We start from the raw sequence: 25,295 nt of genomic DNA on the forward strand, positions 1-25,295 counted from the left end.
TCCGGTATCAAAAAGCAATGAGTATAGCGTTTGCACTCATTGCTTTTTCTACATTCATTTCAAGAAAAGTGGAGGAGAAGTACTGTGAACATGATGGATGCCAATGAAATTATCTCGTTTATTCAAAAAAGCGAAAAGAAAACGCCTGTAAAGGTATACCTCAAAGGGGATTTGGACGGCATCGACTTCGGTCCCAGCGCAAAAGCCTTTTTGAACGGCGGCACGGGAGTCGTTTTCGGGGAGTGGAAGGAAATCCAGCCTGTTCTGGAGCAGCATGCGGATAAAATCGCGGATTATGTAGTGGAGAGCGACCGCCGCAACTCTGCGATTCCGCTTTTGGATACAAAAAACATTCAGGCACGCATTGAGCCAGGCGCAATCATTCGCGACCAGGTGAGCATCGGCAACAACGCTGTCATCATGATGGGAGCTTCCATCAACATCGGAGCCGTCATCGGAGAAGGCACCATGATCGACATGAACGTCGTCGTCGGCGGACGCGGAACGATCGGGAAAAATTGCCACATCGGCGCAGGTGCTGTCATTGCCGGCGTGATCGAACCGCCATCTGCGTCTCCGGTCGTTATCGAAGACGATGTCGTGGTAGGAGCAAATGCGGTCATTTTGGAAGGGGTTCGCGTCGGAAAAGGCTCCGTTGTAGCCGCAGGAGCTGTCGTTATCGAGGACGTTCCGCCGAATGTGGTAGTAGCTGGTACGCCCGCACGCATTATCAAGCAAATCGACGAAAAGACACGCTCCAAGACGGAGATCAAGCAGGAGCTGAGACAGCTGTAAGGGAGAGGGTAGGCATGGACTGGCGTTCGCTTGATCAACAATACATCGTCTCTACGTACAAAAGACTGCCGATCGCTATCGCCAAGGGCGAGGGAAATTACCTCTACGACACGAATGGCAAGGGATATCTCGATTTGTTTACCGGACTTGCCGTAAACGTGCTCGGCCACTCTCACCCGCGGATTATTCAGGCCCTGCGGGAGCAAGGGGAGCAATTTTTGCACATCTCCAATATTTTCCTCAATCCCCCTGCGATCAAGCTGGCGCAGAGGCTGATCGAGCATACCATCCCGGGGAAAGTCTTCTTTACCAATTCCGGAGCAGAAGCGACCGAGGCGGCTATCAAGCTGATTCACAAATGGACGGCTGCCGAAGGTACGGGACGCTCAGGCATCGTGGTTCTGTCCAACAGCTTTCACGGCCGGACATTGGGAGCTCTTCGCCTGACCAGACAGCCTCACGTCTATCAGGATTTTCCTCAGCCCGATTTTCCGGTCTATGAGCTGAAGGCAGGAGACATTGATCAGCTTCGCGCTGTCTGTGAGGAACGCCGTCCTGCTGCCGTTTTGATGGAGCCGGTGCTGGGCTCGGGCGGTGTCGTCCCTCTGGCTGAAAGCTATTTGCAGGAAGTGGCGGCGATCTGCCAGGCGACAGGCACTTTGTTTGCAATGGATGAGATTCAGACAGGAATGGGACGGACAGGCAAATTATTCGCTTTTCAACACGCTGCTGTGACACCGGACCTCATTCTTTTTGCCAAAGGAGTAGGGGGCGGGCTTCCGCTCGGGGGTGTCATCGCAGGCGAAAAACTGCAAGACTTGTTCAAGCCGGGTGATCACGGCACCACGTTTGCGCCGTCACCGCTCTCTGCCGCCTTGGGGAATGCAGTTCTGGACGAACTGTTGGACGCAGCGTTCCAAAGTCAATTGCAGGATGTGACGCAATACCTGTGGGATCGTTTGGAAGATCTGCGGGCAGCCTTTCCTGAGCAGCTGCAATCGCTTCGCGGAAAGGGAATGATGGTGGGAATCCCGCTCTCGGTTTCACCGGAGGAAGTAAGCCGGCTTCAGCAAAATTTGCTGGAGGAGGGGATTTTGGTCGATGTTACGCAAAAAACCATTGTCCGTTTGCTCCCGCCGCTTACGCTGACCCGCGGAGATGTCGATCGTTTTATGGAAGCCTTCACCCGCGAAATGAGCCAGTTGGCGGCCGGAAAGGAGGCGTAGCAGCGTGAGTGTTTCGACGTTTGTCCGTATCCGCAGAGATCTGCATCAAATTCCCGAGCCCGGGTTCGCGGAGTTCAAGACACAGCGTTACCTGCTCGATTATCTGGAGCAGCTCCCTGCAGAGCGGTTTGAGCTCAAGACATGGAAGACAGGCATTCTCGTAAAAGTGGCAGGCCGGAATCCGAAAAGAACGATCGCCTGGCGCGCGGACATGGACGGGCTTCCCATCACGGAAGAGACCTCCTATCCATTCCGCTCCAGGCACGAAGGGTATATGCACGCATGCGGACACGATATGCACATGGCGATTGGCCTCGGCATTCTGACGCATTTCGTCCATCATCCCATTGACGACGATCTCCTCTTTATCTTCCAGCCTGCAGAAGAAGGACCTGGCGGAGCCAAGCCGATGATGGAGAGCGAGGAGTTTGGAGAATGGCGGCCGGATTGCATTTTTGCCCTGCACATCGCTCCAGAGTATCCCGTAGGCCATATCGCGACAAAGCCAGGCATTCTGTTTGCCAACACATCCGAATTGATGATTGATCTGGTCGGAAAAGGCGGACACGCGGCATTTCCGCATAAGGCAAACGACATGGTAGTCGCGGCAAGCCATCTGGTGACCCAGCTGCAGTCGGTCATCTCCCGCAATATTGATCCGCTGGATTCGGCTGTCATTACGGTCGGGAAGATTGAGGGAGGTACGCGGCAGAACATCATCGCGGAGAAGGCAAGACTGGAAGGGACGATCCGGACGTTTTCCACCGATTCCATGACCCGGGTGAAGGACCGGATTGAAGCCCTGGTCAAAGGGGTGGAAGCGGGATTCGAGTGCAAGGCCGAGATCGATTACGGCTGCGGCTATGCTCAGGTGTACAATCACGAGGAAATGACCCTTCAGTTTATGGACTGGGTGAGGGGAAATCTGCCCGACGTCACCCTTGTACACTGCGCGGAAGCGATGACCGGTGAGGATTTTGGCTTTTTCTTGACCGAAATTCCCGGATTCCTGTTCTGGCTGGGAGCGGATACCCCTTATGGACTTCACCACTCCAAGATCGAGCCGGATGAGCAGGCGATTGAAGTCGCCATCGACGTAGTGACCCGATATTTTACATGGCTCTCCGATCAGCAGGCATGACCGGATAAAACATGTGGATAAAAGCAGGAAAACGACCTCTTGGGGGTCGTTTTTCTATTGTTTGGACATGATGTGACGTGCCTATTCCCGCCAAGCAGGCCATAGCTGTGGATGATGTGGATTTTGTGGATATCGCAGAAAAAACTTCGCGGGGCACCACAACTATTTGCTTGCTTGGGCGTATAAGAATATGGAAAGAAACACTGAGGAAAACAAGCGCTGAAGCGCAACGATACTGGAGGATTGAGTCATGAAAAAAAGGTGGTTGTCTGCCCTGTTGGTGCTGACGGTTGCAGGTGTAGGGAGTACGGCCTTGGGCGAAGGCGCAATGCGCATTTTTCTGAGCGGCGAGCGCATTGTAAGCGATCTGCCCGGGTCTACGGCTTCTTCCATGGAAGAATTGGTGAATCGCTTGGGTGGATTCACAGAGTACGATCAGCGCTCGGGCAAAATGGAAATTATCAAGCCTAATGTGAATGTGCTTGTTCTTGAGGGAGTTCAGCAAAGCCGCAATAAAAATGTCGTCTTCAGCAACCCGATCAAAGGGTACAGCGACAAGGATGTCCCTCGCACGTTTAACGTCTTTGTCGAAGTAGACGAAGCCCCTTCGGCAAAGGATTTGCGCATGCAAGTAGTATTGATTGGACCGGATGGAAAAGAAGTGGAGCAAAGTAAAGTCTGGAAATTCTCAACTCAAAACGGAAACAGCTTCTACTTCTCGGAACCGTTTGTCTCCACCAAGCTTGAGCAGTACGGGACCTACAAAGTGCAGGTGCAGATGAAAACCGAAAAGTTTGATCAGTATGTAACAGTAGGGGAAAACAGTTTTTCCGTGGGCAGATAAAATTATCTGGCTTGGATGCGTTTCCACATGACTTGTTAACGTGGTATAATGATTACAAAACACAAGTTTTTTCATAATCCGCAAGCAAGTACATGAGAGAAAGGAACGATGGGAGCGAATGGAGACAAATCCCCCGCGGTCATCCACCGACATTGACGGCCCGAGTATAACCATTGCCTGGCAAGATGAGCATTCGATCTTGGCCGAATGGCAAATGACAAAAGAGTTTGAGCAGGAAGTCGAGCGAAAATTCGCGATTCCATTTGCCGAACTGCCATTTGTACTCCGCCTCTTCGATGTGACGGACCGCAACGAGATTCGTAATGACGGCACAGATCTGTATACAGACTTTGATATTAACCACCGGTCTTCAGAATGGATTCTTTATGGAGTGACACAGGGACTGAGATACTGTGTTGATCTGGGGATTCGGATGGTTGATGGCAGATTTTATTCGCTGTCGCGATCTCAACTGATTTGATCAACGTACGCATAAGGCAAGGCTCTCCTTTGGGAGAGCCTTTTTTTGCATTCGCTAAGGGATATTTCTCTGTTTGTCCAAAAGGCGCAGAGCGACAGCGAATACAGCCCAGGCCGGCATCGGTTCATCCAGCTTTCCGAGCCATTCCGGTGAGGTGATCAAACCTTCTTTTAATGCGCGCAGCCCCAGCTCCTGCTTCCACTCGGGGACGGACTTCTCTTCGGGGGCAAATTGATCGTACTGTGTCAAATGGTAGGTGCGTATCAGGTTGGTCAATTTTTCGGCGTACGCCGGATCCGTTGCGTAGCCCGCTTTTTGCAGCTCCTGTGCGGCTTCGGTGGGAGTGGATGCGAGGATGACACGCTTATACGCGGGCCGAAGCAAAAACGAAGCGTGGTCATCGATGGACTGTTGATAGGAATAGTAGGCTTTGAAGGCAGAGGGGCGAATAACCGTCTGGCCATTTTCCACCTCCCGGGAGTTGACCGTGACAGAACCGGCTGGTCCGCTTCCTTTGATCCCGAACAAATTATAGGAGTAGCGGCCGGTTGCGGCATCGGTTGGAACGTGCTTGCCCCAGCCGGATTCCAGAATGGCCTGGGCAATCGTGATCGAGGGGAAGATGCGATGCGTCAGATAAGATTGGCGGGCTGGCCCGGCTACAAAATGGATAAACACTTGTTGGTCCATCGGGCATTCCTCCCAAAAGAAGGGTTGTGCTCTATTTTTATGAGAAAACAAGCAGAGCGGGGAAGGCTGCTGTCTCTCCTTTTAGAAAGAGCGGCAAATGTGGACAAAAACAGCCAGAAAATAAAAAACAGCCGGGAAATGCCGGCTGCTGCTGCTCCAGGCGCTTTATGGCTTGCGCGGCTGGAAATATTGGATGCGGTTGTTAAAGAGGTGCAGCTCTGCTTTAAAATTGCGTGCAAGATAACGGCAAAATTCATTTGCCTTGCTCTTGTCGCCATGTGTTGCAGAGTCCGGCAGGGAAACTTGAATGTAAGAATGTTCTTTACCATTTTTCTCTCGTTTGCCAACTCCGATGATAATCGCCTTGTGAGTGCTCGGATCTTTGCCGCGAAGCAGCAGCCAGGAATCCTTGCCCTCGGGGCGTTCATCGATGACATAAGGGAAAGCGGCATCGGCGTAGGACCAGCCGAGTTGTTCACCGGTTTTTTTGGTCATGTCGACGTAGCGCAGCAATTTTGCTTTGACTTCATCCAGAGATGCTTCAGTGGCTGTAGAGCCATCCACTAAATATATGTAGGCCGACTGCAGATTCACGTTTGCATTCACTCCTAGTCCCGGGAATCTCCTGCGTTAAGTGTAGCATTCCTGCCACTCTTTGGCAATGAATCATTCCCAGGGGGAAAACAATTGCGAGTTTTTTCAGAAAAGTGTAAAATGTATATACCATTTGCAGCGCGTTACAGCACTAGAGAACGACAAATGGATTGTGGAGGGAAGATACCATGCAGGAGGTTTCCATTCGAAATGTCTATGAAGCATTAAATACGATGCGCGCCATAGATGTGGTCAACAAGGAAGATTGGGAGCGAGCGGCAAAAGAAGCGGAGCTGGACTCCTCCGTACAACTGAATATTCTATGGATCATTTATTGCTACGAAGGCGTGCGCGTAACGCAAATCGCGGAGTGGACCTTCTGGCATCCGTCTTCCATTGTGATCCACATCAAAAAGCTGGTGGAAAAAGAGATGGTCTACATCGAAAAGTCAGAGCTGGATGGCCGGGTTGTCCATGTCTATCCGACGCGCAAGGGCAGAGAAGTGATCGAGACAAGCAGGCAGCGGGTCCCTTCGATTTTCCGTCTCACCTATGCGTTGGAGAAGCTGGAAGAGAGGTACAGTACAGCTGTTGTCGAGCTCTTTTTTGAGTGTCTGTCTTTTGTCGCGCAGTCGCTGCACGGATCGGAAAAGGTCCGGTGGATTCAGGAAGGAGAAGACCGGGTACCCAATCGGCAATCCATGATCATCTGACTTCGCCCAATATTTGGCAGGTTGAAATGTAAACTGGAAATTGAGCGGAGATTGTGTTACACTAATAAAGAATCCGAATATTTAAACAATGCTCGGATCATTACACTTGGAGGAGGGATTGCTGATGGAACGCTATGACCATTTGTACGACGTCGCCGAGAATGCACAGGTTCGTTTTTTCGGTTTTGTCACAGAACGGACTCGCCACGACTTCGGAATCGTCTATACGAACAAGTTTTATGGAAAGCCGTTGGTCATCTGTATGCAGACTGGGCAATCTACCCTTCTCGGTTCAGAGGATGCCGTAAACCCGGAGTACCTGAAGAAAATCTTCCGCTTGGATTGTTCAGATGAAGCAGAAATGCTCTCCCACTTTTTCCAGGAGCATTTGCCATCGTTGCCCTTCGAAGAAAACCAGTATTAACGGATGAGCAGAAGTTCGCTTCTGCTCATTTTTTTGTGCGGTGAGATGCAATCATTGCCTTCCAGAAGAGATGGCGCTTTCATACAATTGCCTTGTCACATGCTATTCTTGGAGAAGAGGAGGGAGCAAAATGGAGTGGTTTTCCCATACATGGTCTGTAGAAAAGCCTCGTGCAGCGATGGTGCTGATCCACGGAACAGGCGAGCATCATGGCAGATATCAACATGTCGCTGACGAGTTAAATCGGTTCGGAGTCGAAGTAGTGACAGGGGATCTGCCAGGGTGGGGCCGGTCTGCGGGCAGGAAAGGGCATATCGACAGCTTTTCGCAGTATTTGGACGCGGCTGGGGCGTGGGTAGAGACGGCCTTGCAAAAAGCAGGACAGAAATACCCGGTATTCGTTTTTGGGCACAGCATGGGCGGCCTTGTCGCGGTGCGCCTCATCGAGCGCTTTGCGGAGCGAAAACGACTCGCCGGACTGATTCTCACGTCTCCATGTCTCCAACTGAAGGTGCCGGTTCCACAGTGGAAGGCCAGGCTGGCTGTTTGGTTGGATAAGAGCTGGCCTACACTGCGAATGGCGAGCGGGATAACGCCCGAGATGGTTACGCGCGACCCGGAGGTGCAAAAGGCTTACATAACAGACCCATGGCAGTATCCAAAAGTAAGCGTGCGCTGGTACCAGGAGCTACATCGAGCGATGGGGGAAGCTTGGGAGGAACGAGGCAGCCTTTTGTTGCCGACTCTTGTGCTGCAGGCCGGTGATGATCTGCTGGTCGACGCGGATGCCGTGGAGCGATTTGCGGCTGATTTGCCGGAAGAAGCTGTATTCCGGCGCTTCCCCGGAATGCGTCACGAGCTTCTGAATGAGCCGGAGCGGGAAGATGTGCTCTGCTGTATCGTAGAGTGGATGAAGCAGCACGGACTAGAAATGTGACATACTAATAGAGATTAAAATGTGTATTTTTTTGATTGACTCCTCCATTATGACGTATTAATATAAAGGTACGATCATGAATGAGCATCATCTTTTTGCTGGCGTGTAGGATATATGACATGCTTGTGCGACAGCAATATGAGAGTCGGAGGGGTTTGCGCAATATGGGGACTATTATTTGCCAAAGCTGTGAGTCGATCATCGAGCATTTTGAGAGCAATCAGGTAAAGACGCTGTATGGCATGTGCAAAGGCGAATGCAAGCACGCGGAAGCGACGAAACAGAAATAAGGCGAAATAGATAGAACACGGACGCTTGTCGAAAGCGTCTGTTTTTTTTTGACAATGATTGGCGAATGAAGGATAATGGGAAAGAGAGAAAATAGTTGTAAGAGGAGGAATTGTTTCATGAAGCGAGGACGCATCCGGGGACTGATGGCGGCTGTCTTGCTGACATCTTCCCTCTGGGGCGGTACATCGGCTTTCGCCGCAAATGAAATCCGAGTCGATGCAAGTCAGCCTTATATTGCCCGCACAGGATTCGATATTTCAACCGACTATGCCGTGTGGATGGTAAAGGGAGAAAATACTATTACCCTTTACGATATTGATGATCAATCTGAAAGTAAAATAGGGAACAAGTCATCCGGAAAGAAAAGCCCGGTGGTTGATGGCAAGTATGTAGCTTGGATTGACGATCGCCACGGTGGAGACGATGTCTACCTCTATGATATTGACCGGGAAAAAGAAATCCGGATAACAGATGGGGATGCCAAACCATCTGAGTTGGATATTGCAGACAATATGATCGTCTGGGCCGATAGTTCTGACGGAAATATCTACCTATACGATATCGAGGCAGGAACAGAAAAGCGTGTATCCACCAGCGGTAGGGCGAGCAATCCGACTGTGACCGGTTCTTATGTTGCTTGGGAAGACACCAGAAACAAAAATTCCGATATCTTTTATTACGACATCAGCAAGGGGCGCGAATACCCAGCTGTAGAAGAGTCGGGAAATCAGACCAATCCGTCTATATACGATGATCAAATCGTATACGAGAGTGACACTGGCCGCGATACCGATATTTATCTTCATGAACTGGGAAGTTCCAGGAATAAACAGCTGACAACTGATTCCGCTGACGAAGTAATGCCGCAAATTTATAAAAACAACTTCATCTATTTTAACGAAGAAGACGAAGCATTGTATTTTGGCAGTGTAAGCAGACCTAAAAACGCTAAAGAAATTGCCTCGGACGTTGATGACAGATTGCAGCCACGCATAGCGGGCGATTATGTTATTTTCGCCAAGAGGGACCGCGATGATAATTTGTCTGTCTACATTTATGACACAGATGAAGGAGACCTTGTCCAAATTGGGGGAACCTCAGGAGAGCCAACACAGCCGGATGGCGATGATAGATACGTAGTCTACATAAACGAGTCGAAGAGATCCTCGAGTGTTGTTTTGTACGATCTGAAAACGAAAACGAGCAAGGTGATCAGCAAATCTGACTCCGAGCCAAGCCGTCCGCTTGTCAGCAGTCCATATGTAGTCTGGTATGACGAAGATGAGGAAACGCTCATGGTGTACAACATTCGGACAGGCAAGCTAGATAGAGCTGTGGATAAAGGCGATTCGCCTCATAGTGATCTGTATGAACTGGAAGGAAAAAATCTTCTTTGGGTAAACGAAGGCCGTCGTTACGATATTACCTTGACAGACCTTTCAACAGGTGATTCTGAAGAAATCGAAACGCTCAATGAGGAACCTCTTTATCTGGATGTGAATGAAAACTACGCGATGTGGGTAAAAGACGAAGGCTCGCGTTATGGTTCCGTTTATCTCTACGATATTGATCGTGGCCGTGATGAGGAAATTCGCAGTGATGTTGAGCTAAAAGGTGCTAGCCTTGGCGACGAGTTTGTCGTTTGGAGTGAATACTCCAATTCCACGAGATCGTACGACTTGTATTATTATGACATCGATCGGGAACGGACCAATCTTGCAGTACGATGGACGGAAAGAGATCAAATCGAACCGCAAGCTTCCAGAGATGTTGTGTTCTTCTCGGATAATCGAAATTCCAAGAGAGACACCGACTACTACTTTGAGCTATACGATATAGACAGAGATTCCTATATGAATGAAATCTGGTCGGAGGATGCCGAGATTGAGGAACCGCGAATGGGTGGTAACCGACTAGTCTGGATCGATAACAGAGACTCCACTCCTGCAGTTTATACCGCTGAATTTGCCAGCCCTCGAGATGACGACGATGATGACGACAACGGTGGAGAAATTCCAGGAGATTACACAGATTATAACTTTATAAAGGTTATGACTGGAAGCGATGATTCAGTTATTAAAATCATTGCAAAAAATGCTAATCGGACCTATTTTGTGTTAGATCCTGGAACAAGTAAAGAGAAAAGCATACCTTTCATGACAGCATTAGATGACGTCAATACATTTTTCAAACTGTTGAATGGAACGAATATAAATTCTGTTGTGATTCGAGTATTTAATAAATAGTATCTACAAAAACAGGCATAGAGGAAAGGTCCTCTATGCCTGTTTTAGGTTTTAAAAAACACTCATCATAAGTCCTGTCTTCCCGACAAATGACGGAGTCGTAATTGCTACGTCTTCCTCAGACAAAAGTAGGGGTATGTGAGCATTAATGCCACCAGGAAGAGAAGGGCAGCCACATACGCAGGGATCAAATGAATAAAGTCCGTATATCCAACTGCGAAATGAATGCCAATCCCGGATGCGAATCCAGGCAGACCTCCCAGAAACAGCGTCCACCAGACCCAGGACTCTCCCTGCCTGAATGCCCACAAGCTGATCAACAGGACCGCGATTCCGACTGACAACAGGGCACCGCCAAATCCGGCCCGATCATGGGCGATCACGGGGATCAGCTTCTCATTATAGGCCTGCAAAACCTCGGGCGTAGCACAAAGAAAAGCCAGATCCTGTGGGACAAACACACCGGTAATCCCGATGATGGAGATAATCAGTCCAGCTCCGGTCAACCCGCAGCCGATAATCACAAAGAACAATTGTCCCCACAGTGAGCGGCGCCAGTCACGGTCATTTTTGACTTGGGCGGGCAGAGGAGAGAGCTGTTTGTTTGCAGGTTGCCTTATGGCCAACAGGAAAAACGGGAACAGCGACAGAGACAATACAGCATGCAGAATATCAAAATAACCGTAGCCAATGTAGAGAAAGAAGCTGAGAAAGCCAACTGAGCCGGAAACGAGCAAGACCTGCTTAGCCCAATGAAGCTGCCGGCTAAGGCCGAATCGGGAAAGCTGGAAATAAATCACGCCAATGGAAATCATTGTACCCGCCAGACTAACCCTGTCATGGGACATGAAAGGGAGAATTTGCGGGTTGAGAGCCTGGAGCTCGGACGCTCTCATGCCCAGGAAGGCTTCATCATAGGGAAGTACGACAGTTGTCAATGCTACCAGGAGTGCGAGTAATCCCCCGATCACCATGCCGATCCCCAGCAGCGAGCCAGAGAACCATCCAGGGAACTGCCCGGTGAATCTCCGAGGAGCACGATGGCTCTCGACGGTTGGTGAATCCGGCTCGGACAACTTGCTGTCGGCAGAAAGTTCAGCAGTCCGAAGAGGATGATTGCTTTGCCAAATGGCTTCATTGATTCGTTTTGGCAGGCCAGGACCGGAATAAATCAGTCCGCTGTGAAGCTGCACAAAATCGGCGCCTGCCGCGAATAAAGCCAGAGCATCGTCTGGCTCGATCACGCCGCCGGAACCGATCATAAAAAGATTCGGGTAACTTTTTCGAATCCACTGAACCATCTGGATGCTCTTTTCCCTTGTTATGCCCCCTGTCAAGCGGCGTGGGGACAGCTCTTGCGGCGGCTTTGTGTCTTTGGCTTCAGACTGCGGGACCGATGTTTTGCCAAAAGCAGATGATGGGGAAATGCCACCGGCGATTGCAACACCTTTTATCCCCGCGCGAATCGCCGGCAATAGCAAGCACTCGGCCTCGACCTTGGGCAAGTCCGGTGACAGTACCAGAAGCAGCGGGGCCTTTGTTGCCTCTGCGAGCAAAGAGAGATGCAGGTTCCATGCAGTCTCATCCCACCCATCCAAAAGCTGTTGACGTGTATCAAGCGTAAAGAATCCGCAGTAAGGCGATAGCTGTTCAATCATTTCAATGCGCTCCTGAGCCGCTTCAAGCGGAGAGGACCCAGGGGCGAATGACAGCCGGCAAGCCAATGGAAGCGAGCGATGTCCGCAGCGCTCAAGCCGCTCGGCCAGCTTTGCCGCCCCCATGTTAGCCAAGGGAGCTGGATACGAGATAGACTCGTCTGCCAATAACCGCTCGATGCCGCCGGATTCATCAACGGGATTGCGGGTGACGGGACCCAGTTCTATATAGCCGAAGCCGAATTGGGAAAGGGCGGATAGCCCCCGGGCATCGGTATCGAGCCCGGCCCCCAAGCCAATCGGAGTGGGAAAGGAGATACCCCAATGCTTTCTCGAAAGCTCGGCGGGAGGCTCCATATGTCCCATCAGTTCGATGAGTGAGGGACCGCCCGGGCATTTTGCCAATGTGCCGATAGCGGTCAAGGTCAAACGGCGTGACCGCTCTGCGGGCAGTGTAAACAATAAGGGGCGAAACATCGTGTGATACGACCAATCCGGCATAATGGTTTCCTCCATCTATACCCACTTTTCCCTATCATATCAAATGCTGACTACATACAAAACGCGAATGGCCTCTTCCGAATTGACCTTCGAGACAAAAAAAGCCGACTCGCGTAGAGCCGGCATTTTGTAGGTTATCCAGAGATAGCTGTTTGACGTTTTACGACCTTGACCGTTTTCAGTGACTCGTCCTCAGGGCCTTGAACAGGAAGGCCGACACGAATGTTCTCCTTGATGTAGGCGATGTTTTCCTCTGTAATCACCTCTCCGGGCAAAAAGATCGGAATACCGGGAGGATAAACCATGATAAATTCGGTGATTACCCTACCTGCCGCTTCCGCCAAGGGAACAGTCTCCGTCTCTGCGTAAAAGGCATCGCGCGGCGTCATGGACAGGACCGGGATGTTCGGCAGCGAAATGGTCGGCTTTTCTTCTGCCTGCACATGAGCAAATTCCACAGACAGTTCCCTCAGCGCATTCACCAGAGTGCGAATCGATTCCTCTGTATCGCCAGCGGTAACAAAGCAGAGGACATTGTACAAATCGCTCATTTCGACCTCGATGTTGTACTTCGAACGGAGCCAGTTCTCCACTTCCCAGCCAGTAATCCCCAGATCGCGAACGTGAATCAAGAGCTTGGTCGGGTCCATGGCAAAAGTCGCAGGCGTACCGAGAATTTCCCGACCGACGCAGTGAATCCGCGGGATCTCGTTAATCATCTCTCTGGCTTTGTTGGCCATCTGCATCGCTTGCTCGGTCAACATCCGACCGTTAATGGCCAGGTGCTGCCTCGCCATGTCCAGAGATGCGAGCAGGATATAAGAGGTCGAAGTCGTCGTCAGCATGCTCATGACGGTCTTGACGCGATCGACATCGACCAGGCCTTCGCGAACATTCAGGATAGAGGTCTGGGTCAAGGAGCCTCCCAGCTTGTGAACGCTGGTCGCTGCCATGTCGGCACCGGCTTGCATCGCGGAAATCGGAAGCTCTTCATGAAAATGAATGTGGACACCGTGTGCTTCATCCACCAATACGGGAATTTCATAGTTATGCGCAGTACGTACGATTTCTCTGAGATCGCCCGCAAAGCCGAAGTATGTCGGGTTGATGACGAGGAGAGCAGCCGCATCGGGATGCTGCTCCAGCGCTTTTTGAACAGCTTTTACAGTAATCCCGTGAGATATCCCCAAACGCTCGTCCATTACAGGATGGATAAAAATCGGAGTCGCTCCGGCAAAAATGATCGCCGCCATGACTGATTTGTGAACGTTCCGCGGGACGATAATTTTGTCTCCCGGATTGCAAGTGGCCATAATCATGGCCATGATCGCGCCGCTCGTTCCCTGAACGGAAAAAAAGGTATGGTCAGCTCCGAAAGCTTCGGCTGCCAGATCCTGGGCTTCCTTGATCATTGCCTTGGGATGGTGCAAATCATCCAGAGGAGCAATATTGATGAGGTCAATCGAGAGAGCGTTTTCCCCGATGAATTCACGGAATGTCGGGTGCATGCCCATGCCCTTTTTATGACCAGGGATGTGAAATTGAATAGGATTTCTTCGGGCGTGCTCCAACAACCCGCTAAACAGAGGAGTACTCTTTTGTCTCATATGATCGCCTCACTTTGCAACAAGAATAAAAGGGTAAAAAACAAACAAATTGAGTATAGCAAAAAGGGGGGGGAAAGCAAGTTCATTTTTTTGATATTTATCTGTGGCGGCAGGAGTTCTCCCTTTTGGCCGAGAAGTGAGTGAGAGAGGTGACGCTTATGAAAACAAGAGTGACTGAGCTGCTACAGATCCAGTACCCGGTCGTACAAGGCGGGCTGGCTTATCTGGCGTATGCCGAATTGGCGGCTGCCGTCTCCAATGCCGGCGGTCTGGGACAGGTAACAGCAATGTCTCTTCCCTCTCCGGAGGCTTTGCGTGAAGAAATTCGGAAAACCAAGGCCTTGACTGACAAGCCGTTTGGTGTGAACTTTGCCATTGGCCAGCATGGTCGCCCATATGAACACATGCTGGAGGCCGCTTTGGAAGAGGGGGTCCGGGTCATTTCCATAACCGGAGGAAATCCCGAGCCGCTCATTCGCCGAACGGACGGCCTCGATGTGAAAAAGCTCGTGCTTGTCGCCTCAGTCCGTCAGGCGCAAAAGGCAGAATCGATCGGCGCAGATGCGGTCATGGCCGTAGGTCAGGAGGGCGGCGGGCACCTGGGCAGAGATGACATCGGCACGTTTGTCCTGATCCCGCGCGTCGTTGATTCGGTGCGTATCCCTGTACTTGCCAGCGGCGGGATCGGAGACGGCAGAGGAATTTTGGCCGCTCTCGCTTTAGGAGCAGAGGGCGTAGAGATGGGGACCCGGTTTATCGCGACCAAAGAGTGCGTCCATGCTCATCCTGCCTACAAGAATGCTTTGATCAGAAGCACAGAGCACGACACCCAAGTAATCAAACGGACGTTGGGGACTCCTGCGAGGGTAGTCAGAACACCCGGGTCAGATCTCATTTTGGAAATGGAAAAAAGCAGTTCGGACTATGAGCATTTGAAGCCGTACATCAGCGGTGAGCGAAACCGCTTGTTTATCCACGAAGGAAACGAGCAGGAGGGCTTCGGATGGGCAGGGCAAGTGATCGGATTGATTGACGATGTCCCGAGTGTACAAGAACTGTTTGACCGAATGTTTCAAGATGTACAAGGCAAGCTGGCTTTTCTCAACAACAGTGCAGGTCGTTCCTAGTGGTTTTCCTTAGTGTTCCCGGTCGCACCCGATTATGTGTCCGAAAAGCAAAAGAACAGGAAACCGCTTTTTTAGAGAAAGCGGACCTGTTCTTCTGCATATACCTAAACTACATCCTCATCAAGCGAGTCCCGTTGTACGCAGCTTGCTCAGATTGTACAGCTTGGTCAGGACAGAAAAGGTAGCGTCGAGCTTTGAAAGCAGTTTGTCTCCATCCGCAAGGACAGGATCATGGCGATCGATATTGATGCCGCACAAAATTTCTGCCTTTTTCACTTGTTGCAGTCTGTCGATCAGTTGCAGTACGCCTTCACGTCCCAACACTGCTTGAGGAGTACTGCCCGGCTGCATGTGATCGGGGGACCAGCGAAAGTCGTCAGGTACCATTTCGAGGATTTCCTCCAGGTGTTCCTTCATGGACCGGCTGATCTCCTCCTTGAAGGGAGATTCGTAAATCACTGCATACCAGACAAACAGATGAGTGCCCCACAAGCCTACCTGAAAGTGAGGGTGTTTCTTGTATCCGCGTTTGTCGCCAGCCCAGGCAACCCATGTATCTTTTGGCGGGTTTACTGTTCTGCGCGCGTGCTTGGCGACATGGTAAAACATCTCTTCGCCAGTTGCCAGCGAGAGAGACGGAGCGAAATGCTGTCCGAGGGTCTCCAGCTTGGGCCGGATCAGCTCCTTGATCCCTTCCATTCTGTTGTCCAATCCCTCAATGGCAAACACATCAAAATCATTCTGATGAAAACCGGTAAAAGAATTCGTCATCACGACCACCTCTCATAGCACGATCTGTAGCAAGCAGCCCGCTGGGAAACAGGCAAGTATCTTTGTCAAAAGAGCTCAGAACCCCCCATATAATAACATAAGATTTTAGGAAAAAACATGCAGGGAAACGAATAGCAAAAGCTGCAACAGAATAATATGATATACCACTCACTCCCGTAAGCAGTTCTATTTACTGAGTATTCTGTGAATGGGAGGGATCTGATGCAAGACGGGAAGGAATTGGAGTATTGCAATTTGTCTGTCTGGTTTGACCGAAAAACCTTGTATGCGATGCTGCAGTTTCTGGTCAATGCAGGAGCAACTGTCACTTGGAAGGAAACCAAGGAGCACTTTCATTTACTCGTGTGCACCCAGGACGGCAGAGCAGAATGGAGACTTCAACGCGTCAACGGTGTCTACAGATGGCAGCAACCTGATTGTTCAGTCCGTGACACCCGGGTGGCCTTGATACTCTACCGCTTTATCCAGAAGGCAAAAGGACATGTCGTTGTAAAAATGCTCCATGAAAGCGGGTTGCTCATAAAGCACATACGGTATGGAGAAGCCGTCAGAATCGTGGAGATAAAAGGAGCTGAGAAAAAAGTGATCTACGAAAAAGCTTGCAGTGTAACCATGGATCAGGTGATTGCCGCCCTCAAACGTCGTGATGCAGAGGAACGAATACCGGTTTTGCGTTTGGAACTCGATTATGAGTTGGCTACCCTGTACGATGCTTTGCATGCCAAGGATACGGCTCAGATTCGCAGATCGACCGAACGCTTGAAGCAGCTCCGCAAGGAAATGCTGCTGCTGGAAGCATAGGAAAAGCCAACCTAAGAAGCAGGCCAATGAAACGTTAACAGCTTTGCGATTACACGAAAGCATGCGAAAGATGCGTGCATGAGTGGAGGAAAGAACAAAAACGATGAAGGTCGCACATGTGAATAGGGAATGAAAAAAGCGGCATCTCATATCGAGAGTGTCGCTTTTTTTGGTTTTTGCTCCTGGGCATCTTTTTGATCGTTATGTTCGTCTTTTCATTTGAATTGGCCCAGGCAACAGATGTACAATAGAGTAGGATTTTTGGGCCCCTTGCGCCACTAGAAAGGAAGAAAATGTTACATGGTAGATCTCCTATCGCTTGCTGAAAACACGCCGTTCTTGCTCCTGGCCACCCTCGGGCTCATCCTCTTGTTGTTTTTGCTCCTGATCATGCAGTCGGTTCGTATCAACCGTCTTCGCAAATCGTTAAATCGCTTGCTGAGCGGTACAAATGGGGCTAATTTGGAGGAAGGCATGCATCGTCTCTTTGACGAGATGGATGATGTGAAAAAACGGCAAACGGATCAGCAGTTTTTGCTCAATCGCCTGTCACAGCGCATTGCCGGACAGTGCGGAAATGTCGGGGTTGTCCGCTACAATGCGTTTGATGACATCGGCAATGACCTCAGCTTTTCCTTGGCAATCATCGACGATTCCCAGAATGGTGTGGTTGTTACCAGTATTTTCAGCCGCATGGAGTCCCGGGTCTACGCAAAGCCGGTCGAACAGGGCAGCTCGCCTTACCATTTGTCAGAAGAAGAGCAGACAGCGATCAGAAAAGCAATGAATCAAATAGCTGGAAGCCCTTCTGGAACGGAAATAAAACAGGAAAATTAGCGAGTATCCGGCAGAATAGGTGAGTTCTTCTTGTGTCAGGATAAAATTCAACGGATATTCGGCTTTTTTGCGAAAATTCATCCGCTTTTCGCTCAAGACTTTTTACTGCCTCTGTAGTATAATAAAGGAGTCAAGGTTGGCTTTAAATACGAAAAGTAGGTGATCCGCCTTCAATACCCAAATCGATTTTCGATTCGCGGGGCAAGGCCAGGTTCTACAACGTTCCTTCGTTGACACCTAGCGTATCTCCTCATTTGGCAACCGTTTTCGTCCAAACGATCCAGGTAAACCAAAAGAATTGAGGAGATATTTATGGCACAGCGTTTAGCAACAAACTACGCCAAGGCCTATTTTACGATGAACGAAGAAGAGTTGAACCGATTCGTCTCTCTCTTCACCAATGAGCACATTTCTGTCGAAGTGAAAATTTGTGAAAACGGCGATCGGGACGTTTTGTTGACGGACAAGAGCGGTGCGATTCAGTTGACATTCCACCGCTTGGGCAACCGGTATTCCTGTGAAAGTTCCTACCTCATTAGAGATATGCATCTGGCTAATGCCATGCGGAAAGCAATGAAAACGTTTCGAGGCCACGGGATCGTCCATCGGATTTATGACGGATTTACAGTCGTCTATCATTACGACGAAGGTTCTGTCGTAAGCATCCAGGAGGTTTCCGGCGACGAGGAAGTGTCCATTTTTGAAAATACCGCCCCTCATGCCGCAAAGGAACTGGAAGAGCTGTTCCGGCAGACGGGAAGCGAGTGTGAGATTGACTCGATCCGGCAAGAGACGGATAGATGGCTGGACTTGCGTAACTGGGCGAAGCATGCTGCCCCGGAAAAACTTGGCATGATCGACCTTCGTTTGTGCGCATTGTCACGTCGTTTGTTTGAACTGGAAGCCTGAGAAAACTGAAGATTTTCTGCATGAAATGGGTGCTGCGGCGCCCATTTTTTGTTTCCCATGATTTTCTTTCATAAAAAGTATTGTCAACTAGGCCGAAGCATGGTATGTTTGTTTTCGTTGGAAACAGGATTAGGAACCAGGATTCACTTTAAAGGGTGGATAACAAGAGGGAAACCGCCCCCGTTAGTGAATGACGCAGGTCCTAGCGATGTTTAACATTACACTTGCTAGGAAGGGGGAACCGAAAGATGGAATACTCGACTTTCGGAAGACACGTTGCCGTTGACACATGGGGAGTTCAGTTTGACTTGTTGAACGACGCAGAATTTTTGAAGAAGGAAATGATTGAAGCTGCTGAAAGCTGTGGTGCCACTGTACTCAGTGTGCAAGCCAAGCAGTTTTCTCCTCAAGGGGCTACCGTTCTGGTTCTTCTCTCGGAAAGCCATCTGTCTATTCATACCTACCCAGAGCGTGGATTTGCGGCTCTGGATTGCTACACCTGCGGTGAGACCGTAGACCCGCAAGTTGCCATTGATTACCTGGTTTCTGTATTGCGGCCAGAAAAAGTGTACGCAAAGAAACTGGTTCGCGGTACAGGCGAATTGCAAGTGGTTGAACCGGAAATGAAACCGGCCCAGGTGGCAAGCAAGTAACGATTGGAAAAAGCCAAGAGGTGCGGAATATGTCCGCACCTCTTTTGTGTCAAAAATTGCCCGGGTTTAACGGAACGGAGCGGTTATCGTACGGCCGACATCCCGCAGCAATACGGTAAAATCGTTTGCGGCGTTTGCCAGATTTCCGGTTACCGTATTCGGCCCGGAGGTAACGGCATTGGTGGTGTTCGCCAGGCCGTTCGTCACGGTGTTGCTGATGTTTTGCACCCTGCTGTACATGTTGTCATCTGAAGTGACGCGGATGTTGAGATTTGGTGCGGCAGCCCGCGCAGCAGAGTGAACCTGGCGTTCGATGGCTTGCCTTTGCTGCATATCTTGAGCGCCAAAACGGGTCCTGACGCCGATAATGCAATCGTTCCCGTACACGGCTGCCGTTGCTCCTTCAACCCCGGGAACATTGTCTGCTGCTTGCGCCAAACGATCTGCGACATCGCGGTTAAATCCTTGGGCAGTAAAGCCGTTTTGATAATTGTAGGCACCGTAGTTGTTTGCTCCGAAATTGTTTGCGGTGCCGTTGTTAGGCTGCGCATTGTTTTGCAGGTTAGCTGGACGCTGGTATGCCAAATTGTTTGTTTGGGTACCTTTATTTTGATCCGTGCCTGCATTTGCACACCCGGATACAGTTGCCAGCACCATTACGCCAACAAGAGAATACGCCCATTTATTCATGGGGAGCCACCTCCTTCGGTTAGTATGAGCCCGCATTGCACTCGATACTCAGGAAGGGGCTGGATGTCAAAACACCCCATTGTGCCATTTTTCTCTACCTGTTAATATGGAAGGTACGCATACTAGAGGAGGTTTACATGAAGCGTCTTGACATACGCAACATCGCAATTATTGCACACGTCGACCACGGTAAAACGACATTGGTGGACAAACTGTTGATTCAATCCGGTACATTCCGCAGCAACCAGCAGGTTGAAGAGCGGATGATGGACTCCAATGACCTGGAGCGGGAGCGCGGAATTACCATTCTGGCAAAGACCACATCCATTAAGTACAACGAGTACACCATCAACATTCTGGATACTCCTGGGCACGCCGACTTTGGCGGCGAGGTAGAACGGATTATGAGCATGGTGGACGGCGTTCTGTTGATCGTCGATGCTTTTGAAGGATGCATGCCGCAAACTCGCTTTGTATTGAAAAAAGCGCTGGAAGCAAAAGTGACGCCTATCGTCGTGGTCAATAAAGTGGACCGTGATAATGCACGTCCGCAAGAAGTCATCAACGAAGTTTACGACCTCTTTATTGATCTCGACGCAACCGAAGATCAACTGGAGTTTCCGATTGTATACGCATCCGGATTGCAAGGGATTGCGGGTATGGAGCCCGACAAACTGGAAGGAAACCTTCGTCCGCTGTACGAGACGATCATCGAGCACATTCCAGCTCCGGAAGCGAACTCCGAAGAGCCATTGCAGATGCAGGTTACGATGCTGGACTACAATGACTTCCTCGGCCGCATCGGGATTGGCCGTATTTACCGCGGTGTGCTGAACGTAAATGACACCGTTGCCCTGGTAAAACGGGACGGCTCGGTTAAACGGATGCGTGTGCAAAAGCTGTTTGGATTCTCTGGCCTGCAGCGTGTTGAGCAAAAAACGGCAAAAGCCGGTGATATCGTTGCCATCGCCGGTCTCGAGGATATCAACGTAGGGGAAACTGTCTGCCATACAGATCATCCGGATCCATTGCCGCTGCTGAAAATTGACGAGCCGACCCTGCAAATGACATTCCTCGTCAACAACAGCCCGTTTGCCGGACGCGAAGGCAAACACGTAACTTCCCGCAAGCTGCGCGACCGCCTGATGGCCGAGCTGGAGACGGACGTATCCCTTCGCGTAGACGAAACGGATTCTCCGGATGCGTTTATCGTATCGGGACGCGGTGAGCTACACTTGTCCATTCTGGTTGAAAACATGCGTCGTGAAGGCTTTGAGCTGGGCGTATCCAAGCCAGAAGTAATCGTGCGGGAAATCGATGGCCAAAAGATGGAGCCAGCCGAACGCCTGATTATCGACGTGCCGGAAGAATACACCGGTTCCGTCATGGAAACGCTTGGCCAACGCAAAGCTGAAATGGTCAACATGATCAACAACGGCTTTGGCCAAGTTCGCCTGGAATTCATCATTCCGTCCCGTGGTCTGATCGGCTACCGTACAGAGTTCTTGACGATCACACGCGGATACGGCATCATGAACCACTCCTTTGACAGCTACCGTCCGCTCGTTCCGGGCAGCGTTGGCGGACGCCATGCAGGCGTGTTGATCTCCAATGAAACCGGAACGGCCACCACGTACGGTCTGATGTCCGTCGAAGACCGCGGCATCATGTTTATCCAGCCGGGTACCGAGGTATACGAAGGAATGATTGTCGGCGAGCACAACCGCGACAACGATCTGACCGTAAACGTCTGCAAAGAGAAGCACGCGACCAACGTCCGTTCGGCAACGAAGGATGATACCGTGAAAATGAAAACGCCTCGTCTCTTGACGCTCGAAGAGGCGCTGGAATATCTGAATGACGACGAACTGTGCGAGGTTACCCCGCAATCCGTTCGTTTGCGTAAAAAGTATCTGACCAAATCGGAGCGCGAACGCTACGAGAAGCAAAAACGCTATGCGTCTCAGTCTTGATTTGCAGAGGCAAACGCAATTTTGTCTGGCATGACATACTGTCCGGATACGAAAGTAACCATGCAAAAAGCCGCCTGGTAAAAGGGCGGCTTTTTCATTTTCTCAGCAAGAAATTGCTTCGGCCAAGAGGCAAAAAACATCGCAGGCATTCACCCGAGACCAATGTGTATGAACTGGTTTGCCCCTACTGCAAATACTGTTCGATCAGCCCGGTCAATTCTTCCGGCTTCACCCGCGGATCAATCCGCTTGACGACGTTTCCTTCACGGTCGACCAGAAATTTGGCAAAATTCCATTCAATGTCCTGGTTTTCCTCGTTGGGGGCGTGCTGCTTCAGATACTGATACAGGGGATGAGCAATCGGTCCGTTTACATCAATTTTGGCAAACAGGGGAAAAGTCACTCCGTAATTTCGATCGCAAAATGCCGAAATTTCTTCAGCCGTACCAGGCTCCTGAGCGCCGAATTGATTGCACGGAAAACCAAGTACGACCATACCGCGGTCACGATAGCGCTCATATAATTCCTGCAGTCCTTTGTACTGCGGAGTCAGCCCGCAAGCACTGGCAGTGTTGACGATCAGAAGCAGGTTGCCCTTGTAGCGGGCCAGTGTCGTTTCTTCACCAGCGATGGTTGTGACGGGGATGTCGTAAATACGCAAGGATTCCACCTCTTTCAAAGAGTTGTGATCCCGTCCACTATACCACGTCAAAGGGGAGTCATTCCAGCCTGCCGGCTAAAGCAACTGTTTGATAATCGTCATTTCGACCTCGGACAAGATGATTTGCTGCACAGATTCCGACCCTTTTCGTGCGGTGCTTTGCAGGATGCGTACAACTCCCTCCGGGTTTTGGGCGATAATCGTGCGGATCTCCCCATTCCCGCTCTTTCGCCGAGAATCATGCATGACAGAATAACCGAAGCGCTCCTGCAGAAACTGCAGGCTTGCCTGTACCTGAGCGTGCTTCATGCGAACCCCTCCCGACCGCTTCTTTTCTATTGAACGTATGAAAAAAACAGGACGAGAATGCATGCCAGTCTGTCAACCTGCAGTCACAGCATTTTGACAGGTTTCAAGGCAACTGATAAAGTGATAAGGATGGGGTAAACCAGTGCAAGAGCCTCTGGGAAACATCATTACATACGAGAGAAAATGCGGGGGAGAATTCGCTGGTTTGCGAGCGCTTACCCGAAGCAGTATGGCCGCAGGGCAGGAGGGTTAAAGATGGAATGGTTTGAGGTTGTTTCTACCTATGCTCCTTCTTCAACGGAGGGACTTTCGGCTTATGACAGCTTTCGGATGTGGGCTGATCATAACCGGGTGTGGATCATTTTTGTACAATTGATACTTGTCTATTACATGGGATTTGCCACTCGTGTGCGAATGCCCATTTTAAAAACAATTTTGCTTTACGTACTGCTCTTTATCGGCGCTCTGATCTTTGGCATTCTGGATGTGCAGCTGCCTGTGAAAAGCGCTCTGCTCGTAGCGATTGCCATCCTGGTGATCGTCAAGGTCAGAATCAAGCCGGAAGGAAGCAGCAGAAAGTGAGGGGAAGCGCACGTGAAGCGTGAGGATGCATTGGCCAATTGGCTGCAGATCAGGATCGTTGCGGATGCTCGTCCGGACGATCGCTCCGCCGCTGATACTGCCGCCTTTTTTGAGGCCATTCTCAAAGAGGATCATCAGGCGAGCAACCTGACCTACGAGGCAAATGAAGACAGCTACGTGGTTTCCGTTCTATGCAATCAAGAGAAGGTCGAACGGAGATACGATCGTGAGGAGGCAGAATCCCTGCTGAGGGCAATCGAGCTTGAACCGCGATACAATGAATCATAATCACTGTTCTGAAACAAGATAGCTCCGCCTTGCATGCTTTGGCGGGGCCCTATTTTTTATTTCTGCAACTTTTCCAAGGTTGCCCTCGTCTGTAACTGTGCCCAGGGCATTGAGGGAAAACATGGAAAGGGGAAGTACATCAATGAAAAAATACATGACCAGGCCCGTGCTGGCAGTTGTGGCTGCCGCTACGATAATTGGGGGCGTAACGCCGCTGCTGGCCAATGCCAGTACAACCGGAAGCAGCAGTGCGATCAAGGTTGTCATGAATGAAGAAGGCAAGCAAGTGACTCGCTACAATCTGAAAGAGCTGGCAACAAACGATCCGGCCACGCTCAATCTGTTGCTGAAAACGCAGGCAGATCACTTGTACATTGTAGTGGACAAACTGAATCTCGACGTAAAAATGCAAACGTACATTGAGCAAAATGAGGCGGAGTGGAACCGGATTTACAAGGAGTACTATTCCGATATTTACCTCGAAGTACGTTTTGATGAAACCGAGCAGGGCTTTGTCAGCCTAACTCCAGAGACAAAAGACAGCACCACCTACCTGAAAGGTGAAGTAACGGATGAAGTAACCAAAGTCGTGGTTGTCAAGCCAAATGGCGACAGCATCGAAGTCGTGCCAACGGCCAACGACAGCTTTTCGGTGAGCTTTGCGGCCACTGTGAGCGCGACTCCGCAATACGCGACAGTGAAAGCTTACGTCAACGACAAACTGGTCGATACCCGCGAAGTGCGGATCAACTCGGGAACTGTTGTAGATTCCGATGTTTTGATTCATACGCAGGCTGTTTTGGATAGCAAAAAGGGTGAATTGAAAGTAAACGGCATTGTAAACCTTACGGCAGGCAAAGTAGTCGTGACCTATGACGGAGACAAGAGAGGCGCCGGCGTGAAAAAGCTGTGGGACGGTGTCGGCTCCTATTCAGTCACCATGAAGGATGTAGAGGCTGACAAAGGGAAAGTATTGATTGAGGTGTACAAGGACGGCAAGAAGCTTGATTCGGAATCCGTCGATCTGCTTGTTGTCAACAAGCCGGATAAACCGACCAAGCCGGAAACGCCGAAGCCTGCCCAATACAAAATTACCGGAACCGCCAAGCTTGACGCCAAAGATAAGGAAATTGAAGTAGAAGGGGAAATCGCAGGATTCTCCAAAAACCAAAAAGCGAAGCTGTATGTAATCGCTCCGGACGGCAAAAAACACGAGGTCAAGATAGACGATGACGGGGAGTTCGAAGTGGAGCTCTCTTACAAAAATCGTTCTTACAGCGCCAAGTCCGTCCATCTGGAAGTAGTCGTTGACGGGAAGGTCGTAGCACAAGCTGACATTCCTCACGGTACGCCAGTAAACGAAGTTGATGACGATAAAGATAAAGATAAGAAAAAGAAGGACAAAGACAAAAAGCATCCGAACGGAAATGCGTATGGCTACTGGAAAAAGCATGGCCATGACGATGACGATAACGACGATCGCGACAACGATTAATCCGTTGCATTCTTGAGCGGCCACGAATGGCAA

27 protein-coding genes are annotated in these 25,295 nt (G+C 50.3%); 19 read left to right on the top strand and 8 right to left on the bottom strand.

The features are described 5' to 3' along the window. The first annotated feature begins 84 nt into the window (after positions 1 to 84). The 5 genes from dapD to EDM54_RS12195 all read left to right on the top strand — a co-directional run bounded on the left by dapD (position 85) and on the right by EDM54_RS12195 (position 4,487). A complete protein-coding gene (gene dapD, locus EDM54_RS12175) occupies positions 85 to 795 on the top strand; it encodes a 2,3,4,5-tetrahydropyridine-2,6-dicarboxylate N-acetyltransferase (protein ID WP_003386337.1) in 711 nt (236 codons plus the stop codon). A gap of 14 nt (positions 796 to 809) precedes the next feature. Then, positions 810 to 2,021, top strand: coding sequence for an aspartate aminotransferase family protein (locus EDM54_RS12180; protein ID WP_003386336.1), 1,212 nt, complete (start codon positions 810 to 812; stop codon positions 2,019 to 2,021). A gap of 4 nt (positions 2,022 to 2,025) precedes the next feature. Beyond that, complete coding sequence (locus tag EDM54_RS12185; protein ID WP_003386335.1) at positions 2,026 to 3,162, top strand: N-acetyldiaminopimelate deacetylase; 1,137 nt, start codon at positions 2,026 to 2,028, stop codon at positions 3,160 to 3,162. Between the two features lie 250 nt (positions 3,163 to 3,412). Continuing rightward, positions 3,413 to 4,006, top strand: a complete 594-nt coding sequence (locus tag EDM54_RS12190) for a hypothetical protein (protein ID WP_003386334.1) — start codon at positions 3,413 to 3,415, stop codon at positions 4,004 to 4,006. Positions 4,007 to 4,124: 118 nt separating this feature from the next. Next, positions 4,125 to 4,487 carry a DUF4912 domain-containing protein gene (locus EDM54_RS12195; RefSeq protein ID WP_003386333.1) on the top strand — a complete coding sequence of 121 codons (363 nt, stop codon included), beginning with the start codon at positions 4,125 to 4,127 and terminating at the stop codon, positions 4,485 to 4,487. A gap of 54 nt (positions 4,488 to 4,541) precedes the next feature. Here the strand turns inward: EDM54_RS12195 and EDM54_RS12200 are convergent, their stop codons facing one another. Then, positions 4,542 to 5,177, bottom strand: a complete 636-nt coding sequence (locus tag EDM54_RS12200) for a glycoside hydrolase family 73 protein (protein WP_003386332.1) — start codon at positions 5,175 to 5,177, stop codon at positions 4,542 to 4,544. 165 nt (positions 5,178 to 5,342) lie between these two features. Then, positions 5,343 to 5,771: a DUF1885 family protein gene (locus EDM54_RS12205; RefSeq protein WP_003386331.1), complete on the bottom strand. Its 429-nt coding sequence runs from the start codon at positions 5,769 to 5,771 to the stop codon at positions 5,343 to 5,345. A gap of 188 nt (positions 5,772 to 5,959) precedes the next feature. Here EDM54_RS12205 and EDM54_RS12210 point away from each other — a divergent pair, with 188 nt between their 5' ends. The 5 genes from EDM54_RS12210 (at position 5,960) to EDM54_RS12230 (ending at position 10,382) form a co-directional block, all read left to right on the top strand. Next, on the top strand, positions 5,960 to 6,484 hold the full coding sequence (locus tag EDM54_RS12210; protein WP_003386330.1) for a MarR family winged helix-turn-helix transcriptional regulator: 525 nt from the start codon (positions 5,960 to 5,962) through the stop codon (positions 6,482 to 6,484). A gap of 124 nt (positions 6,485 to 6,608) precedes the next feature. After that, the gene (locus EDM54_RS12215) at positions 6,609 to 6,908 is read left to right on the top strand and encodes a DUF3055 domain-containing protein (RefSeq protein ID WP_003386329.1); all 300 of its coding nucleotides are present in this window, start codon (positions 6,609 to 6,611) and stop codon (positions 6,906 to 6,908) included. 130 nt (positions 6,909 to 7,038) lie between these two features. Then, positions 7,039 to 7,845, top strand: a complete 807-nt coding sequence (locus EDM54_RS12220) for an alpha/beta hydrolase (protein ID WP_003386328.1) — start codon at positions 7,039 to 7,041, stop codon at positions 7,843 to 7,845. A gap of 164 nt (positions 7,846 to 8,009) precedes the next feature. Beyond that, positions 8,010 to 8,135 (top strand): GapA-binding peptide SR1P, encoded by a 126-nt coding sequence (locus tag EDM54_RS12225; protein WP_003386327.1) that lies wholly within the window; start codon positions 8,010 to 8,012, stop codon positions 8,133 to 8,135. Positions 8,136 to 8,252: 117 nt separating this feature from the next. Next, positions 8,253 to 10,382, top strand: coding sequence for a TolB-like translocation protein (locus EDM54_RS12230; protein ID WP_003386326.1), 2,130 nt, complete (start codon positions 8,253 to 8,255; stop codon positions 10,380 to 10,382). Between the two features lie 107 nt (positions 10,383 to 10,489). On the opposite strand, the gene EDM54_RS12235 is transcribed toward EDM54_RS12230, so the two are convergent. Both EDM54_RS12235 and EDM54_RS12240 read right to left on the bottom strand, forming a co-directional pair. Then, positions 10,490 to 12,538 carry a dihydroorotate dehydrogenase gene (locus EDM54_RS12235; RefSeq protein WP_122958246.1) on the bottom strand — a complete coding sequence of 683 codons (2,049 nt, stop codon included), beginning with the start codon at positions 12,536 to 12,538 and terminating at the stop codon, positions 10,490 to 10,492. 134 nt (positions 12,539 to 12,672) lie between these two features. Continuing rightward, positions 12,673 to 14,145 carry an aminotransferase class I/II-fold pyridoxal phosphate-dependent enzyme gene (locus tag EDM54_RS12240; protein WP_003386323.1) on the bottom strand — a complete coding sequence of 491 codons (1,473 nt, stop codon included), beginning with the start codon at positions 14,143 to 14,145 and terminating at the stop codon, positions 12,673 to 12,675. A 158-nt stretch (positions 14,146 to 14,303) separates the two neighbouring features. Between EDM54_RS12240 and EDM54_RS12245 the strand changes: the two genes are divergently transcribed. Then, complete coding sequence (locus tag EDM54_RS12245) at positions 14,304 to 15,272, top strand: NAD(P)H-dependent flavin oxidoreductase (RefSeq protein WP_003386321.1); 969 nt, start codon at positions 14,304 to 14,306, stop codon at positions 15,270 to 15,272. 120 nt (positions 15,273 to 15,392) lie between these two features. Here the strand turns inward: EDM54_RS12245 and EDM54_RS12250 are convergent, their stop codons facing one another. Beyond that, the gene (locus EDM54_RS12250; RefSeq protein ID WP_003386319.1) at positions 15,393 to 16,043 is read right to left on the bottom strand and encodes a YktB family protein; all 651 of its coding nucleotides are present in this window, start codon (positions 16,041 to 16,043) and stop codon (positions 15,393 to 15,395) included. 222 nt (positions 16,044 to 16,265) lie between these two features. Here EDM54_RS12250 and EDM54_RS12255 point away from each other — a divergent pair, with 222 nt between their 5' ends. From EDM54_RS12255 to speD, 4 genes are all read left to right on the top strand, one after another. Continuing rightward, on the top strand, positions 16,266 to 16,865 hold the full coding sequence (locus EDM54_RS12255) for a YkzI domain-containing protein (RefSeq protein ID WP_003386318.1): 600 nt from the start codon (positions 16,266 to 16,268) through the stop codon (positions 16,863 to 16,865). A gap of 300 nt (positions 16,866 to 17,165) precedes the next feature. Next, positions 17,166 to 17,702, top strand: a complete 537-nt coding sequence (locus tag EDM54_RS12260) for a DUF4446 family protein (RefSeq protein ID WP_003386317.1) — start codon at positions 17,166 to 17,168, stop codon at positions 17,700 to 17,702. Positions 17,703 to 18,014: 312 nt separating this feature from the next. After that, entirely contained in the window at positions 18,015 to 18,611 is a 597-nt protein-coding gene (locus EDM54_RS12265) for a hypothetical protein (protein WP_003386316.1), read from the top strand. 248 nt (positions 18,612 to 18,859) lie between these two features. Further along, positions 18,860 to 19,264, top strand: a complete 405-nt coding sequence (speD, locus tag EDM54_RS12270) for an adenosylmethionine decarboxylase (RefSeq protein WP_003386315.1) — start codon at positions 18,860 to 18,862, stop codon at positions 19,262 to 19,264. A 66-nt stretch (positions 19,265 to 19,330) separates the two neighbouring features. Here speD and EDM54_RS12275 read toward each other — a convergent pair whose 3' ends face one another. After that, positions 19,331 to 19,954: a YhcN/YlaJ family sporulation lipoprotein gene (locus EDM54_RS12275; protein ID WP_003386314.1), complete on the bottom strand. Its 624-nt coding sequence runs from the start codon at positions 19,952 to 19,954 to the stop codon at positions 19,331 to 19,333. A 137-nt stretch (positions 19,955 to 20,091) separates the two neighbouring features. Between EDM54_RS12275 and typA the strand changes: the two genes are divergently transcribed. After that, entirely contained in the window at positions 20,092 to 21,927 is a 1,836-nt protein-coding gene (gene typA / locus EDM54_RS12280; RefSeq protein ID WP_003386312.1) for a translational GTPase TypA, read from the top strand. Positions 21,928 to 22,111: 184 nt separating this feature from the next. On the opposite strand, the gene EDM54_RS12285 is transcribed toward typA, so the two are convergent. Further along, positions 22,112 to 22,588 carry a glutathione peroxidase gene (locus tag EDM54_RS12285; RefSeq protein WP_003386311.1) on the bottom strand — a complete coding sequence of 159 codons (477 nt, stop codon included), beginning with the start codon at positions 22,586 to 22,588 and terminating at the stop codon, positions 22,112 to 22,114. A gap of 75 nt (positions 22,589 to 22,663) precedes the next feature. Beyond that, entirely contained in the window at positions 22,664 to 22,897 is a 234-nt protein-coding gene (locus EDM54_RS12290; RefSeq protein ID WP_003386310.1) for a hypothetical protein, read from the bottom strand. Positions 22,898 to 23,152: 255 nt separating this feature from the next. On the opposite strand from EDM54_RS12290, the gene EDM54_RS12295 reads away from it, so the two are divergent. The 3 genes from EDM54_RS12295 (at position 23,153) to EDM54_RS12305 (ending at position 25,262) form a co-directional block, all read left to right on the top strand. Further along, on the top strand, positions 23,153 to 23,479 hold the full coding sequence (locus EDM54_RS12295) for a YlaH-like family protein (protein ID WP_003386309.1): 327 nt from the start codon (positions 23,153 to 23,155) through the stop codon (positions 23,477 to 23,479). Between the two features lie 12 nt (positions 23,480 to 23,491). Beyond that, entirely contained in the window at positions 23,492 to 23,767 is a 276-nt protein-coding gene (locus tag EDM54_RS12300; protein ID WP_003386308.1) for a hypothetical protein, read from the top strand. 142 nt (positions 23,768 to 23,909) lie between these two features. Next, entirely contained in the window at positions 23,910 to 25,262 is a 1,353-nt protein-coding gene (locus EDM54_RS12305; protein ID WP_003386307.1) for a hypothetical protein, read from the top strand. Positions 25,263 to 25,295 lie beyond the last annotated feature (33 nt).

It is taken from the genome of Brevibacillus borstelensis (assembly GCF_003710865.1).
In the GTDB taxonomy this organism is placed as follows: Bacteria; Bacillota; Bacilli; order Brevibacillales; family Brevibacillaceae; genus Brevibacillus; species Brevibacillus borstelensis.

What these genes read in the sequence shown, in the direction of transcription:
- EDM54_RS12180 (WP_003386336.1), top strand. Translation starts at nt 810, where the DNA reads ATGGACTGGCGTTCGCTTGATCAACAATACATCGTCTCTACGTACAAA.
- EDM54_RS12190 (WP_003386334.1), top strand. Translation starts at nt 3,413, where the DNA reads ATGAAAAAAAGGTGGTTGTCTGCCCTGTTGGTGCTGACGGTTGCAGGT.
- EDM54_RS12195 (WP_003386333.1), top strand. Translation starts at nt 4,125, where the DNA reads ATGGAGACAAATCCCCCGCGGTCATCCACCGACATTGACGGCCCGAGT.
- EDM54_RS12200 (WP_003386332.1), bottom strand. Translation starts at nt 5,177, where the DNA reads ATGGACCAACAAGTGTTTATCCATTTTGTAGCCGGGCCAGCCCGCCAA.
- EDM54_RS12210 (WP_003386330.1), top strand. Translation starts at nt 5,960, where the DNA reads ATGCAGGAGGTTTCCATTCGAAATGTCTATGAAGCATTAAATACGATG.
- EDM54_RS12215 (WP_003386329.1), top strand. Translation starts at nt 6,609, where the DNA reads ATGGAACGCTATGACCATTTGTACGACGTCGCCGAGAATGCACAGGTT.
- EDM54_RS12220 (WP_003386328.1), top strand. Translation starts at nt 7,039, where the DNA reads ATGGAGTGGTTTTCCCATACATGGTCTGTAGAAAAGCCTCGTGCAGCG.
- EDM54_RS12225 (WP_003386327.1), top strand. Translation starts at nt 8,010, where the DNA reads ATGGGGACTATTATTTGCCAAAGCTGTGAGTCGATCATCGAGCATTTT.
- EDM54_RS12230 (WP_003386326.1), top strand. Translation starts at nt 8,253, where the DNA reads ATGAAGCGAGGACGCATCCGGGGACTGATGGCGGCTGTCTTGCTGACA.
- EDM54_RS12235 (WP_122958246.1), bottom strand. Translation starts at nt 12,538, where the DNA reads ATGCCGGATTGGTCGTATCACACGATGTTTCGCCCCTTATTGTTTACA.
- EDM54_RS12240 (WP_003386323.1), bottom strand. Translation starts at nt 14,145, where the DNA reads ATGAGACAAAAGAGTACTCCTCTGTTTAGCGGGTTGTTGGAGCACGCC.
- EDM54_RS12245 (WP_003386321.1), top strand. Translation starts at nt 14,304, where the DNA reads ATGAAAACAAGAGTGACTGAGCTGCTACAGATCCAGTACCCGGTCGTA.
- EDM54_RS12250 (WP_003386319.1), bottom strand. Translation starts at nt 16,043, where the DNA reads ATGACGAATTCTTTTACCGGTTTTCATCAGAATGATTTTGATGTGTTT.
- EDM54_RS12255 (WP_003386318.1), top strand. Translation starts at nt 16,266, where the DNA reads ATGCAAGACGGGAAGGAATTGGAGTATTGCAATTTGTCTGTCTGGTTT.
- EDM54_RS12260 (WP_003386317.1), top strand. Translation starts at nt 17,166, where the DNA reads ATGGTAGATCTCCTATCGCTTGCTGAAAACACGCCGTTCTTGCTCCTG.
- EDM54_RS12265 (WP_003386316.1), top strand. Translation starts at nt 18,015, where the DNA reads ATGGCACAGCGTTTAGCAACAAACTACGCCAAGGCCTATTTTACGATG.
- speD (WP_003386315.1), top strand. Translation starts at nt 18,860, where the DNA reads ATGGAATACTCGACTTTCGGAAGACACGTTGCCGTTGACACATGGGGA.
- EDM54_RS12275 (WP_003386314.1), bottom strand. Translation starts at nt 19,954, where the DNA reads ATGAATAAATGGGCGTATTCTCTTGTTGGCGTAATGGTGCTGGCAACT.
- typA (WP_003386312.1), top strand. Translation starts at nt 20,092, where the DNA reads ATGAAGCGTCTTGACATACGCAACATCGCAATTATTGCACACGTCGAC.
- EDM54_RS12290 (WP_003386310.1), bottom strand. Translation starts at nt 22,897, where the DNA reads ATGAAGCACGCTCAGGTACAGGCAAGCCTGCAGTTTCTGCAGGAGCGC.
- EDM54_RS12295 (WP_003386309.1), top strand. Translation starts at nt 23,153, where the DNA reads ATGGAATGGTTTGAGGTTGTTTCTACCTATGCTCCTTCTTCAACGGAG.
- EDM54_RS12305 (WP_003386307.1), top strand. Translation starts at nt 23,910, where the DNA reads ATGAAAAAATACATGACCAGGCCCGTGCTGGCAGTTGTGGCTGCCGCT.